Source organism: Streptosporangium fragile (assembly GCF_039534445.1).
Taxonomy (GTDB): Bacteria; Actinomycetota; Actinomycetes; order Streptosporangiales; family Streptosporangiaceae; genus Streptosporangium; species Streptosporangium fragile.
This window is the reverse complement of sequence record NZ_BAAAVI010000024.1, coordinates 106,623-119,298: the sequence shown is the minus strand read 5'-3', so window position 1 is coordinate 119,298 and position 12,676 is coordinate 106,623. Positions and strand designations below refer to the sequence as shown.

The 12,676-nt window shown below is 73.7% G+C and carries 13 protein-coding genes; 7 read left to right on the top strand and 6 right to left on the bottom strand.

Annotated elements, in window-relative coordinates; all coding sequences use genetic code 11:
• Positions 1–65: 65 nt before the first annotated feature.
• Positions 66–650 carry a methylated-DNA--[protein]-cysteine S-methyltransferase gene (locus ABD841_RS18325; RefSeq protein ID WP_344972976.1) on the bottom strand — a complete coding sequence of 195 codons (585 nt, stop codon included), beginning with the start codon at positions 648–650 and terminating at the stop codon, positions 66–68.
• Between the two features lie 126 nt (positions 651–776).
• On the opposite strand from ABD841_RS18325, the gene ABD841_RS18320 reads away from it, so the two are divergent.
• Both ABD841_RS18320 and ABD841_RS18315 read left to right on the top strand, forming a co-directional pair.
• The gene (locus ABD841_RS18320; RefSeq protein WP_344972975.1) at positions 777–2,648 is read left to right on the top strand and encodes a PAS domain-containing sensor histidine kinase; all 1,872 of its coding nucleotides are present in this window, start codon (positions 777–779) and stop codon (positions 2,646–2,648) included.
• Positions 2,649–2,772: 124 nt separating this feature from the next.
• Positions 2,773–3,261, top strand: a complete 489-nt coding sequence (locus ABD841_RS18315) for an ATP-binding protein (protein WP_344972974.1) — start codon at positions 2,773–2,775, stop codon at positions 3,259–3,261.
• Positions 3,262–3,398: 137 nt separating this feature from the next.
• Here the strand turns inward: ABD841_RS18315 and ABD841_RS18310 are convergent, their stop codons facing one another.
• The 3 genes from ABD841_RS18310 to ABD841_RS18300 form a co-directional block, all read right to left on the bottom strand.
• Positions 3,399–4,091, bottom strand: coding sequence for a YidC/Oxa1 family membrane protein insertase (locus ABD841_RS18310; protein ID WP_344972972.1), 693 nt, complete (start codon positions 4,089–4,091; stop codon positions 3,399–3,401).
• A gap of 91 nt (positions 4,092–4,182) precedes the next feature.
• The gene (locus ABD841_RS18305) at positions 4,183–4,449 is read right to left on the bottom strand and encodes a DUF6412 domain-containing protein (protein ID WP_344972970.1); all 267 of its coding nucleotides are present in this window, start codon (positions 4,447–4,449) and stop codon (positions 4,183–4,185) included.
• Complete coding sequence (locus tag ABD841_RS18300; protein WP_344972968.1) at positions 4,446–4,613, bottom strand: hypothetical protein; 168 nt, start codon at positions 4,611–4,613, stop codon at positions 4,446–4,448. Before ABD841_RS18300 ends, ABD841_RS18305 begins: the two co-directional genes overlap by 4 nt.
• 149 nt (positions 4,614–4,762) lie before the next feature.
• Here ABD841_RS18300 and ABD841_RS18295 point away from each other — a divergent pair, with 149 nt between their 5' ends.
• Both ABD841_RS18295 and ABD841_RS18290 read left to right on the top strand, forming a co-directional pair.
• On the top strand, positions 4,763–5,458 hold the full coding sequence (locus tag ABD841_RS18295; RefSeq protein WP_344972966.1) for a response regulator transcription factor: 696 nt from the start codon (positions 4,763–4,765) through the stop codon (positions 5,456–5,458).
• On the top strand, positions 5,455–6,594 hold the full coding sequence (locus ABD841_RS18290) for a sensor histidine kinase (RefSeq protein WP_344972964.1): 1,140 nt from the start codon (positions 5,455–5,457) through the stop codon (positions 6,592–6,594). The genes ABD841_RS18295 and ABD841_RS18290 overlap by 4 nt, the downstream gene beginning before the upstream one ends.
• 158 nt (positions 6,595–6,752) lie before the next feature.
• Here the strand turns inward: ABD841_RS18290 and ABD841_RS18285 are convergent, their stop codons facing one another.
• The gene (locus ABD841_RS18285) at positions 6,753–7,340 is read right to left on the bottom strand and encodes a hypothetical protein (protein ID WP_344972962.1); all 588 of its coding nucleotides are present in this window, start codon (positions 7,338–7,340) and stop codon (positions 6,753–6,755) included.
• Positions 7,341–7,569: 229 nt separating this feature from the next.
• Between ABD841_RS18285 and ABD841_RS18280 the strand changes: the two genes are divergently transcribed.
• From ABD841_RS18280 to mptB, 3 genes are all read left to right on the top strand, one after another.
• Positions 7,570–7,923 carry an STAS domain-containing protein gene (locus ABD841_RS18280; RefSeq protein WP_344972960.1) on the top strand — a complete coding sequence of 118 codons (354 nt, stop codon included), beginning with the start codon at positions 7,570–7,572 and terminating at the stop codon, positions 7,921–7,923.
• Entirely contained in the window at positions 7,920–8,600 is a 681-nt protein-coding gene (locus ABD841_RS18275; protein ID WP_344972958.1) for a glycosyltransferase family 2 protein, read from the top strand. The genes ABD841_RS18280 and ABD841_RS18275 overlap by 4 nt, the downstream gene beginning before the upstream one ends.
• Before the next feature lie 362 nt (positions 8,601–8,962).
• Positions 8,963–10,423, top strand: a complete 1,461-nt coding sequence (mptB, locus tag ABD841_RS18270; protein WP_344972956.1) for a polyprenol phosphomannose-dependent alpha 1,6 mannosyltransferase MptB — start codon at positions 8,963–8,965, stop codon at positions 10,421–10,423.
• On the opposite strand, the gene ABD841_RS18265 is transcribed toward mptB, so the two are convergent.
• Positions 10,305–12,676: hypothetical protein (locus ABD841_RS18265; RefSeq protein ID WP_425582000.1), on the bottom strand; the 2,372-nt coding region annotated here is incomplete at its 5' end. The two genes, mptB and ABD841_RS18265, sit on opposite strands and share 119 nt — an antisense overlap.

Sequence of the window (12,676 nt, the reverse complement as noted above, 5' to 3'; positions counted from 1 at the left end):
CGCCGTCCGGCCGGGTGCGCACCCGGCCGGGGCGGACCCGTACGCCGGGTGGCCGCCGGGGGGTGCTACGCGCCGCCGGACGGGCGGCGCGCGCCGGTCGCCTCGATCCGCAGCAGGCGCTCCTTGGCGATCGCGCCCCCGGCGTAGCCGCCGAGGACGACCTCGCTCTCCACCACCCGGTGGCACGGAACGATCACGCACACCGGGTTGCTGGCGAGCGCGTTGCCGACCGCGCGCAGCGCCCGCGGCCTGCCGATCCGCTCGGCGATCTCGCGATAGGTGGTCACCGTCCCGTACGGGACCGAGAGCATCATCTGCAGTACGGTCCTGGCGAACTGCGTGGACAGCCGCAGGTCGACCGGGATGGTGAAGGTGCGCAGGCGGGCGGAGAAGTAGGCGTCGAGCTCCCGGCGGACCGGGTCGAGCCGCCGGGCGTCCGGCCCGATGAACGTGCCGACCTCCCGGCTGATCCGCTCGAAGACGACGTTCTCGTCCTCGTAGCTGCAGGCCACCACGCCCCGGGCCGTCACGGCCAAGGTGAGGCGCCCCACCGGCCCGTCGAGCGTGCCGAAGGCGATCTCGGGATGGCTCGTCCCGATGTAGTCGGGCGACGTCACCCGTAGCAATGCATCGATGTCGCCGGATGACATGGCCCCACCCTTTCGTATCCAGGTGTGTGGTGACCGCAGCGTATCGGACGGATCGCCCCGGCGAGTGGCAACACGTGCGGGACGAAAGTGCCAAGATCAGGCCGGTTGAGACGGCACTATGGGTGTGTGGTGGACTTCGGGGCCGAGAGTGACGGGGGCATCGGCCGTGCGGTCGTCGCCGCAGCGCCCAACGCGATCGTCGCGATCGACGCGGACGAGTCGGTCATCGCGTGGAACCCGGCCGCCGAGCGCCTGTTCGGCTGGTCGGCGGGAGAGATGGTCGGCCGCAGGGCGCCGGTGGTCCCCGAGGAGCTGACGGCCGAGCACAACGCGGTCCTGGAGAAGGTTCGCACCGGTGGCCAGGTGTCGCTGCGGACCAAGCGGTTCCGCCGCGACGGCAGCCTCCTCGACGTGCGGGTCGACACCAGCGCCCTGTGCTCCGACGCCGGTGAGCTGCTCGGCTACGTGAGCGTCTACCACCTGGCCCAGGACGACGAGACCGCCAACGACCGCATCGCCCGCCGGGCCCAGCTCGTCCGCAGGCTCACCGACGTGGTCGCCGACATCAACGCCGAGCGGGAGCTGCCGGCCGTGCTCGACCGGATCGCGGCCAGCCTCACCGAGCTGACCGGTGCCGACGCGGGCGGCTTCGTGCTCATCGAGGGCGACCGGCTCCGGCTCGTCGCCCGGCACAAGCTGCCCGAGACGATGCGGAACTCCACCGCCGACCTGCGCACCAGCCTGGTCGGCAAGCTGCTGCGCGCGGGCCGGACCGTCATGCTGGAGACCGGCGACCAGGCGCGGCTGGACGAGCTGATCTGGTCGCAGCTGCCCGGCCTGCACACCATCGCGCTCGGCCTCGCGGCCACGGGCGGCCGGCCGTACGGCGCGCTGTACGCGCTGTTCGCCAAGCGCAAAGCCGGCCACCTGGAGCTGGAGTTGCTGGAGCTCCTCGCCGGCCACGCCGGCATCGCCGTGGGCAACGCCATGGCCTACCAGGAGGCGGTACGGCAGCGCGCCCACGAGCGCGCGGTCTTCGACGCCAGCGCCGACGGCATCGCGGTCCTCGACGAGGAGGGCCGGGTCATCCAGTGGAACCCGGCGGCCACCGAGCTGACCGGCTTCCACGCCGCCGAGGTGATCGGCGGCCCGCCGCCGTTCCGGCTGCCGGAGCCGGGGGACAAGCTCACCATCCAGCTCCCCTCCGGCACCTGGCTGGACGTGCTCTGCGCGGAGATCGTGGAGACGGGCGAGATCGTGGTCGACTTCCGCGACGTCACCCGCGCCAAGGAACTGGAGGAGGCCAAGGACCTGTTCCTCGCCACCACCAGCCACGAGCTCCGCACCCCGATCACCGTGGTCCGCGGTTTCGCCAGCACGCTCGACGCGCGCTGGGAGAGCATGAGCGACGCCGAGCGCCGCTCGGCCGTGCACACCATCGCCGAGCGGGCCCGCTCCCTCGGCCAGCTCATGGACCACCTCCTGCTCGGCTCCCGGGCCGGGGCGGGGGAGCTCACGCTCCGGATCGAGGACTTCGACCTGGCCGAGCTGGTGCGGAACGCGACGATGGGCCTGCCCGTGCTGTCGGACCTGCACCGGGTCGAGGTGTGCCTCCCCGACGACCTGCCGCCGGTCGTGGGTGACGCGCTCGCCACCGACATCCTGCTCGGCCAGTTGCTGGAGAACGCCTTCAAGTACTCCCCGGACGGCGGCCTGATCAGGGTCGAGGCCTGGGCGGACGGCGACCGGGTGGTGCTGGTCGTCGACGACGAGGGCGTGGGCATCTCCCACGCCAGCCGGGAGCACGTCTTCGAGCGCTTCGTGCAGGGCGACAGCGGCGACCGCCGCAGGTTCGGCGGGGTCGGCCTCGGCCTCTACATCGTCCGGAGCCTGGCCCGGGCCCAGGGCGGTGACGTCTCGGCCCATCCCCGCCCCACCGGCGGCACCCGGATGCGCCTTGCCCTTCGCATCGCCGACACGCCCGGCGCCCATACCTGATCGACACGCCGGAGCGGTAACGAGTCGGTCACGGATGAGCTGATCTATTGTCGAATGTGTACAACCTGTAATTGGTGCACGGTTTCTCAGACCGTCTAACGGGGCATTTCGGTCGTACTGGGGTGTGTCCCTCAGGGGGAACAGACATAACGGGGAGGTGAGTGCGTCGAGCGTCGTGTTGTTGCCGTATGCACCGTCCAGCGTCGCTGTCGCACGTCAACGCCTCTGCTCTGACCTGCAAGAACGGGGTGTGTCCGAGCCCGCGATCGACGATGCGGTGCTTGTGGTCAGCGAGCTGTTGAGCAACGCGCTCCGACATGCGCACCCGTTGCCGTCAGGACAGATCAGGGTCGCGTGGCGCTGGGTCGAAGACCACGTCGAGGTCGCGGTGAGTGACGGTGGGGCCGCCACCGAGCCCCGCGCGGGACGTCCGACGCTCTCCTCGTTGGGAGGACGAGGCCTCGGAATCGTCGAATACGTCGCCACTCGGTGGGGAGTCAGGCACGAGGGAGACGTCACCACGGTGTGGGCTCTGGTCACCGCGGCCGGCACGCTGAGTAACGGTCATGTCTCCACCCCCGAGCCCGCCTCCGTCCTCCGCGAATGCGGATAGTCCCCGTCCCCCGCCGAAGCGGGCGGCCCCCGCCCTGCCGCGTCCCGTCCCGCGCCACCTGTCATGTCGTGGAACGGGACGCGGCCCCGGGGGACGCCCTCAGTGTCCGGTGAGCGCCGGGCGGTGCAGCGACGCCCTCACCGCCCGGCGAGCACCGGACGGTGCAGCACCGCCTGCTCCGCGGCCGTCCACGCCGTCGTGACGAGCAGGTAGACCCCCGCCGCGAGCGGCAGCACCGCCGCGACCAGCACCGTTCCGTACGGCAGCAGGGGAAGCACCCGGCGCAGCGCCGGCTGGACCTCCTCGCCCATCGTGCGCCGCATCCGCCGCGACGTGACCGTCGCCACGGCGGCCAGCAGCAGGAAGAGCCCGGCGAACACCAGCGTCGGCCCGCTGATCAGGCCGAACCCGGCCACCGTGCCCGCGAACTGCTGGCCCAGCGGCACCCCCAGCAGCCCGTGGGTGAGCAGGGCGTTGGCGTGACCGGCGATCGTCGAAGAGGCGAAGACCTGGTACATCACCGTGAAGAACGGCAACTGCGCCAGGCCCGGCAGGCAGCCGGCCAGCGGTGAGGTCTTCTCCTTGGCGTACAGGGCGGCCAGTTCGCGCCGGAGCCGCTCGGGCTGCCGGGCGTACCGCCGGCCCAGTTCCTTGATCTGGGGCGCGAGCCGCGCTCTGGCCCGCTCGCCCCTGGCCTGCATGACGCCGAGCGGGAGCAGCAGGAGCCGTACGCCGAGGGTGAAAACGACGATCGCCAGCGCGGTGGAGTTCAGCGGCCCGGCGAGGGCGGCGATGAGACCGGCGGTGAAGCCGATGACGGGATCGAACATGGAAAAGGGGCCCTTCTGACCGGTGGATGGACAGGCAGAAGGCGCCCGCGGAACGGGACGTACGAGAGCGGACCCCGTGGGTCCGCGGAGGTCACGCGGGCGCCGGGCCCGCGGAGGGAGCTCTGGGCCGGGACCTTCCGGCCGCGTCGGGATCGCGCTGACGGACGAACAGCATCCGCCCGGCCCGTGCCCGCCGGGACAGCGGCGCGCGCAGCTCCGCCCCGGAGGCGACCGGCGACCGGCGCAACGCCGCCCAGACGAGCAGGAGCACGCCGAGCCCGACCGCGGCGACCACCGTCAGGCCGCCGCCGTCGACCAGCCAGACGGCGAGCGTCTGGAGCGCGATCAGCAGGCTCACCTACTGAATTTCCCCACCGCCGTGACCACGGCGACGACCGCGAAGGCCACCACCGCCAGCACGAGCACGAACTTCAGCAGTCCGAACAGGGCGGGCAGCACCAGCCCGAACACCACGTAGAGCGCGAGCAGGAGGCCCAGAACCGCAAACACGACACGACTCATGAGCCCTACCGTACGTCCGCGGACCGGGCCGTGGGAGGCCGGATCGTAACGATCGGGTCCGTGCCGGGACGGCCGGGTCCCGGCACGGATCCTTACGGACCGATGACGCGGCTGGGTGAGCGGGCCCCGGCGGGCCTACCGTGGTGACCATGAGCGCGCGAATTCTGGTGGTCGACGACGATCCGATGGTGGCCGAGGTCGTGGCCCGCTATCTGGAGCGTGACGGTCACGCGGTCGAGTGCGTCGGAGACGGCGCCGAGGCGCTCAGGCGTGCGCTGTCCAACCCACCGGATCTGATGGTGCTCGACCTGATGCTGCCGAAGATGGACGGGCTCCAGGTCTGCCGGAAGCTCCGGGAGCGCTGGCCGGTCCCGGTGATCATGTTGACCGCGCTCGGCGAGGAGATGGACCGGGTCGTCGGCCTGGAGACCGGCGCCGACGACTACGTCACCAAGCCGTTCAGCCCCCGCGAGCTGGCCCTGCGGGTCCAGTCGGTGCTGCGGCGGGCGCGCGGCGCCTCGGTGCCGGGCGGCACCGGCGTGCTCAGGGACGGAGACCTGGTGGTCGACGTCGGCGCCCACGAGGTACGGCTCGGGGAGTCGGAGATCATGCTGACCGCCCGCGAGTTCGACCTCCTGGCCCATCTGATGCGCAACCCCCGCCAGGCCTTCAGCCGCTCCACCCTGCTCGACCAGGTCTGGGGCTGGTCCTTCGGCGACTCCTCCACGGTGACCGTGCACGTCCGGCGCCTCCGCGAGAAGATCGAGCCGGACCCGACCGCACCCCGGCGGATCGTCACGGTCTGGGGCGTCGGCTACCGCTACGAACCTCTGGCGGAACCGTGATCCCCGAGATGCTGGTGATCGTCGCCGTCACCGCCGGGCTCGGCCTGCTGGTCGCGGTGGTCGGCCTGGGCGTGATGTGGCTGCTGCGCGAGCGGTCGATCGGGGCGATGCTCGCGGTGGTCGCCGTGGTGACCGTGGTGGCGACCGTGGGCGGTGTGATCGCCATCACCCTGAAAATGATCATCGAGGGCACCCCGCGCGACATCGTGCTCAGCGTGGTCGCCGTCGGCGGACTGGTCGGCCTCGGCGTGGCGACGGTGCTCGCCCGCCGGGTCGTGGCCGCCAGCCGCAGGCTGGTCGACGCCGTCCAGGCGGTGCCGCCGTCTGGGGAGTTCACGCCGCCCGGCGGCCTGCCCGCCGAACTCGGCACGATCGCCAAGACCCTGGACCAGGCGTACCGGCGCCTGCGCCTCGCCCACGAGCGCGAGCGGGCCCTGGAGAGCGCGCGCCGTGAACTCGTCGCCTGGGTCAGCCACGACCTGCGCACCCCGCTGGCGGGCATGCGGGCCATGGCCGAGGCCCTGGAGGACGGTGTGGTCGACGACCCGGAGACCGTCGCCCGCTACCACCGGCAGATCCGCCTGGAGGTCGACCGCCTGGCGGACATGGTCGACGACCTGTTCGAACTCTCCAGGATCCACGCGGGCGCGCTGCGCCTGTCGCGCAGCCGCATCGGCCTCGGCGACCTGGTCGCCGACGCGTTGGCCGGGGTGGAGCAACTGGCGAGGGCCAAGGGGGTGCGGTTGACCGGCGAGCTCGGCCCGATGGCGCCGGTGCAGGCCGACGCGGGTGAGCTCTCCCGGGCGCTGCGCAACCTGGTGGTCAACGCCATCAGGCACACCCCGGGCGACGGCACCGTCTGGGTGCGTGCCGCCGTACGGGACGGAGTCGCCTGCCTCTCGGTCGCCGACTGCTGCGGCGGCATCCCCCCGGACGACCTGCCCCGCGTCTTCGACGTCGCCTTCCGCGGAGAGGCGGCCCGCACCCCGAGATCCGACGGCGCGGGCGCGGGCGCGGGGGCCGGCCTGGGGCTGGCGATCGCGCGGGGCATCGTCGAGGCGCACCAGGGCTCGATCGGCGTCGTCAACACCGGCCCCGGCTGCCGCTTCGAGATCCGCCTGCCCCTGTCGGTCTGAGCGGCCCGGCCCGGCCTGGTCTGAGCGGCCCGGCCCGGCCTGGTCTGAGCGGCCCGGCCCGGTCTGAGCTGAGCGGCCCGGCCCGGTCTGAGCTGAGCGGCCCGGCCGGGGCGGGTGGCCGGGTCAGGACGGTCCGGCCGGGTGGGGCGGGGCGGACGTCACGGCGCACCGACCCCGTTGGGCGCGGGTGCCGGGGCGGCGGCCCGATTGTGGGCCGGGGCCGGGGCTTGGGTAGCGGTCTGGGTGTGCGCCGGGGCCGGGTCGGAGGAGAGCGGGGCGGTCACGGCGCCGTCGGGCCGCACGGGGACCATGAGGGTCATCTGGGCGCACTCGCCGTCGTCGGGTTCGACCTGCTGGCAGGACGTGAGCCTCCTGCTGGTGCCCAGGCATTCGGTCATCGCCCGGAACGTCGGGCACGGCCACCGCCACATGCAGCTCCGGCAGCGCAGGATCGGGTGGGCGGTGTCACTGGTGATGCCGCCCGCGTCACGCGGCTGGTGGAGGTCGAGCAGCCTGACCCCGAGCGTGGCGAAGTCGAGCAGCTCCTCGCGCGCTCCCTCCAGGAAGTCGAGGTCCTCGGTCGACAGCCGGGTTCTGATCGGGACGTATCCCTCGTGGTTCACCAGGCTTCGCAGGGAACTGGCCGCATCGCGCCACGAGGTGGCCTTGCCGGTGCGGGTCATCATGGACTCCAGGTGGTCCCGGAGCCGCTGCCGCTGCAGATCCTCAGGTAGGTCTGTGTTCATCGATGCGTTCGAGCCCGTTTCTGTAACTCAACGGCCGCCGCCGGCGTGGCGCAGCGACGGACGGGAGGTCCGGGGTCTCCCCCCATTTTCCGGCCAAGCCGGTGTTGCGCTGTGTCAAGTTTTGCGCACTCAGGGTTTCCGTGGGGCCGAAACCGGGGACAAAGGGCGAACGACTCGGGTTGGCGGAGAGAACGTGACCAGCGGCTCCGGCGCCGCTAGTGTGCCCGCTGTGGAGCTAAAAGTCTCAACTCGATCTCATGCCGGGCACGCCGTCATGACCATCGTCGGCGAAATCGACCTTTACACCGCGCCCCGCCTGCAGGCCGAGTTCACCCGGTTGCTCGGCGAGGGCCGGACCACGCTCGTGGTCCTCGACATGTCCGCCGTGGAGTTCTGCGACTCCACCGGGATGAACGTGCTGCTCTCCGCCCTCAAGCGGCTGCGCGAGCGCGGCGGCACCCTGGAGGTCGCGGCGCCCAGGCCCGCCGTTCGCAAGATCCTCCAGGTCACGGGGCTCGACTCGGTGTTCGTCGTGCACGAGACCGTGCCCGAGAAGTTGCTGACATCCGAATCCCAGGGATGACCGGCACAGCGGCGATCATCCCCGCCAAGAACGAGGAGGAACGGATCGCGGCCACCGTGGCCGCGGCGCTGACCCTGCCCGGAGTGGATCTCGTCGTGGTCGTCGACGACGGCTCGACCGACCGGACGGGCCGCGAGGCCAAGGCCGCCGGCGCCCGTGTCGTACGCCACAGCCGCAACCGGGGCAAGGCGGCCGCGATGGAGAGCGGCGCCGAGGCGGTGCGCGTGCTCGACGGCGACGACCCCCGCCACCTGCTCTTCCTGGACGCCGACCTGGGCGAGACCGCCCGCACGGCCGCGCCGCTGATCGAGCCGGTCGCGGCGGGCGAGGCCGACATGACGATCGCCGTGTTCGTCACCCGCGTGAAACTCGGCGGTCACGGGTTCGTGGTGCGCCTGGCCCGCGAGGGCGTCGAGCGCGCCACCGGCTGGACCCCCACGCAGCCTCTCAACGGCCAGCGCTGCCTGACCAGGGCCGCCTTCCAGGCCGCCCTGCCCCTCGCGCGCGGCTTCGGCGTGGAGACCGGTCTCACGATCGACCTGCTCCGCAAGGGCTTCCGGGTGCGGGAGGTGCCGGTGGAGATGGCCCACCGCGCCACCGGCACCGACTGGCGAGCCCAGCTCCACCGGGCCAGGCAGTTCCGCGACGTCGCCCGCGCTCTCCTCGCCCGAAGGTGACCGGGCACCGGCTCCCGTCCCGGGCCCGCGCCGCCGGGGTCCGCCGCACGATCCGGTGCCGGAGATCGCACGGTGCCGGGCGCTGAGACCGTCCGCGCCGGCGACCGGCCCGGCGTCCGGGCAGCGGGCGGGACGTGCGAGCACCCGGGTGGGTGATGCGCCGGTCATGTCGCCGGGCGAGGCGGGTGGGAGCGGACGGCGCGGTGGACGCGCCGGGACCTCGGCGGCGTACGGGATGTCCGGGAACCCGGGCAGGTGCGCCGGAGACGCGGGAGCCGGGCGGTGCGGTGGACGCGCCGGGACCTCGGCGGGCCGGGTGCGCGGTAACCCGGGCAGTGCGCGGGATGTGCTGGAATTTGCGGGTGACTCGGGAAGCGTCGGTCGTCGACGGCGGGCAGGGCCGCACGGGCGGCGTGCCCCGGCGGCCCGGCGTCGCCGCGTACGGGGCCATGGGGCTCTCCGCGGGGCTGACGGTCCTGATCGGGGTGCTGGGGCCCTCGGCCATGGTTCCCCGCCTGCCGGGTCCCTCCTGGCAGCCTCCGTACTCGCTCCAGGCCGCCCCCGGTGCCCACCTCGTCATCGCCATGGGCGCGGCGGCGATCCTGCTCGGCGGGGCCGGGCTGGCCGCGGCGCTGCGGTCGTCGTGGCGGCCCGACCCGCGCTGGCCGCTCGCGGCCGGCTGCGCCGTCGCGGGGCTGCTCGCCTTCCTGCCGCCTTCCGGCTCGGCCGACCACCTCAACTACGCCGCCTACGGCCGCCTGGCCGCCCTCGGCCACGACCCGTACGCGGTCACCCCCGCCGCGCTGCCCGCCGACCCGGTGACCGGGGCGGTGGAGGAGTGGGCCGGGGTGACCAGCGTCTACGGCCCGGCGGCGACCGCCGTGCAGGCGCTGGCGAGCCTGGTCGGCGGTGACTCGGTCAGGCTGACGGTCTTCGTGATGGCCCTGGTCAACGCGGCCGCGTTCATCGGCACGGCGCTGCTGCTGCACCGCTTCACCCGGGGTGACACCGACCTGCAGCGACGGGCGGCGCTGCTCTGGGCGGCCAACCCGCTGATGATCTACCACCTGTCGGCCGGGATGCACGTCGACACCCTCGCCATCGCCTGCATGGTGGCCGCGCTGACGGCTCACGGTGCCCGGACGGGGCTGCTGCTGGGGATCGGCATCGGGGTCAAGCTCAACGCCGGGCTCGTCGCGCTCGGCCCCGCCTGGGAACTGCGCCGCTCGCCCGGCCGGCTGGCCGTCGTGGCCGGGACCGCGACGGCGACCGTGGCGGCCGTCTACGCGGTCGCCGGGCCGCACGCGCTCGACCAGGTGAGCGCCGCCAGCAGGAAGGTCTCCCTCGCCACACCCTGGCAGCTGGTCAAGACCGGCCTTCAGGCGGTGTTCGGGCCGGGCGCCTACTCGGTCTGGATCCAGGCCGGCTCCCTGCTCCTGCTGGCCGTCCTGGCCTGGGCGATGCTGCGGGCCGCGCCCGCCGACACCGCCCCGGCGGTCGCCGCGGTGATGGTCGTCGCCTGGCTGTTCGCCGCGCCGTACGCGTTGCCCTGGTACGACGGGCTGGCCTTCGCGCTGCTGGCCATGGCCTCCTGGCCCGCCCTGGAGGGCTTCATGGTGGCCCGGGCGACCGTGCTGTCGCTGGGCTACCTGCCGGCCCGGGAGGCGTGGCGCCCCGCGGACCTGGAGTGGACCAAGACCCTGCTCAGGGAGACGGCGGTGCCGTGGACGCTGCTGGCGCTGACGGCCGCCCTGGCGTGGTGGGCGGTGAGAGCTGCAGGACGCGCACGGAGGCGGCCAGCGTCAGCGGCACCGCGACCGTGAGCGCCATCGCCGGGATCGCGATGCCCGAGTCGTTCATCAGGAAGCCGATCAGCGCGCAGGTCAGCGCGCCGAGCAGCCCGGCGCGCAGCGCGGGCGCCAGCGCGTAGGCCCGGCCCAGCGCCGGGGCGCCCCACCGCGACGGCCGGTCGAGCACGAGGAACAGGAAGGCCAGCGCCACCAGCGAGAGCAGCGAGAGGGACCAGTTGCCCACCGTGACCCCGATCATCGCCCCGAACTTGCGGCCGATCACGGTCCAGGCCTCCCCGTCGAGCACCTGCTGGACGAAGGCGCCCAGGTGGGTGCGGCGGTCGGCGGGCCTGAGCCAGTCGGCCACCGCGATGGCCCCGATCAGCAGGCCGCCCGCCAGGCCGACCAGGCCCAGCTTGACCGGCGAGACCCGCCTGCCCGACAGCAGGATCAGCAGCACGGCCACTCCCACCAGGAACGCCGGCACCCCGCCGAAGTCGGCGCCCCAGGCCGGCCAGCCGTCGGCGAACACCGCGAACCCGCCGTAGACCGCGCACACGGCGAGTGCGAGCGCCCGCCGGCCCCGCGAGAGCAGCCACTGGGCGATCCCGGCCAGCGCGAGGATCGTGCCGGCCGAACAGACCGCGAAGGCGATGTTGCTGAAACCGTAGAAACGCCCCCCGGTGATGGGCTCGTAGCCGGTGACCGCGTTCACCTGGAGCGCGGACCCGGTCATCACGTCGGCCAGCAGCGCCACCGAGGTGATTCCGGCGACCACGGTGAGGGGGCCCAGCGGGTGCGCCCGCCAGGGCCCGGCGAAGGCCAGCGCGGCGATCACGCAGGCGATGCCGAGGATCGTCACGATCACTCCGGCCATCGGGGCCGGCAGACTCCACCACGGCACGAGCTGCGCGAGGAACGTCGAGACGGCGATGGCGCCGCTGACCACCGCGACCACCTGGGTGGCGGTCAGGGCCCGTGAGCCGCCCCAGCCGCGCCGGATCGCGACGGCGGCCAGCAGGTAGAACAGGATCTGCACCGCCACGAACACCGCGAAGAACGGCCCCCGCACCTTGCCCAGCACCTGGCTGGCGAGATCGTCGTCGGCCAGCGTGGCCACCCGCGCCCCGGCCGGCTCGGCGGCCGGCCCGCCGCCCTGCCAGGCGCGGCCCACGACGCCGTTGGGCGCGGTCAGACCCAGCAGGCCGATCACGGTGGCGGTCAGGTCGGTGTTGGTGACCAGGCCGTCCTGGCGGGTGGAGGTGGCGGTGAGGTAGCCGCGCGGGTACGCCCCGCCGCCGGACGACGGCCCGTGGGCGATCGCCACGTGCAGGTGCGGCGCCGCGGAGGTGTCGGCCAGTCCCGCGACCAGGATCGTCGTGCCCCCGGGCCGCGACGGCAGGCGGTCGAGGAGCGTGCCCACGGTGCGGTCGGCTCCCGCGACGGCGTCGCGCCTGGCCTCGGCCGTCATCGCGGGCGGAGCGCCGTCGGCGGCGGGGCCCGAGCCGGTCCAGGCGTGGGTGAGGTCACCGGCCTCCAGCACGATCAGCCGGTACGGGGCCGGGTCGCCGAGTTCCGCGACGCTCGCTGCATATTTAGCGATTTTTCCGGACTTGTCGGCAGCGGCGAGCGCGGCGCCCGGCCCGATCGCGGCCACCGGGACGCCCGTGTCGGCCGCGAGCTGCCCGAGCTGCCCGAGGACCGGCCGGTAGGCGGTGGTGGCGTTGAAAGCCGTCAGCTCCGCCCAGTCCGGCACCCTCGCCCCGCCGCCGGACTCCGGCTCCGGCGCCCGCGGCGCCGCGCAGCCGGCCCCCGGCGCTCCCGCCCGCTGGCCCGCCGAGACCGTCAGCCAGCCCGCCACCGGGCAGGTGATGCTCCGCTCCGGCGGCGGCACCGCCCGGGTGGACATGGAGGCGGTCCCGCCCTCCTCCACGAGCCGCCACAGGTTCGGTGTCCGCGCCGGGTCCAGGTCGCTCCACTCCAGCCCCGGCACCCCGACGACCACGACCCCGCCGGGGATGGCCCGAGCCGCGGCGGCCGCACCGGTGGTCCCCGCCGTCACGACCCCGCCGGGAGACCTCCGGGCCGCCGTGGCGGTCGCGTCGGTCGCCGGGCCCGTGACGTCGCCGGGGAGCGCGCGAGCCGCGGCGGCGGCCGTACCGGAGCCGAGCGGACCCCCGAACCCGAAAGAGGCCGTCAGCAGCGCCAGCACCGTCACCAGCGCGATCCAGGCGGTCCGCGGGGGCCGGGCGATCTGCGAGCGCCGAGCGGCCCGCGGACCCCCGG

What these genes read in the sequence shown, in the direction of transcription:
- ABD841_RS18325 (WP_344972976.1), bottom strand. Translation starts at nt 650, where the DNA reads ATGTCATCCGGCGACATCGATGCATTGCTACGGGTGACGTCGCCCGAC.
- ABD841_RS18310 (WP_344972972.1), bottom strand. Translation starts at nt 4,091, where the DNA reads ATGTTCGATCCCGTCATCGGCTTCACCGCCGGTCTCATCGCCGCCCTC.
- ABD841_RS18300 (WP_344972968.1), bottom strand. Translation starts at nt 4,613, where the DNA reads ATGAGTCGTGTCGTGTTTGCGGTTCTGGGCCTCCTGCTCGCGCTCTAC.
- ABD841_RS18295 (WP_344972966.1), top strand. Translation starts at nt 4,763, where the DNA reads ATGAGCGCGCGAATTCTGGTGGTCGACGACGATCCGATGGTGGCCGAG.
- ABD841_RS18285 (WP_344972962.1), bottom strand. Translation starts at nt 7,340, where the DNA reads ATGAACACAGACCTACCTGAGGATCTGCAGCGGCAGCGGCTCCGGGAC.
- ABD841_RS18275 (WP_344972958.1), top strand. Translation starts at nt 7,920, where the DNA reads ATGACCGGCACAGCGGCGATCATCCCCGCCAAGAACGAGGAGGAACGG.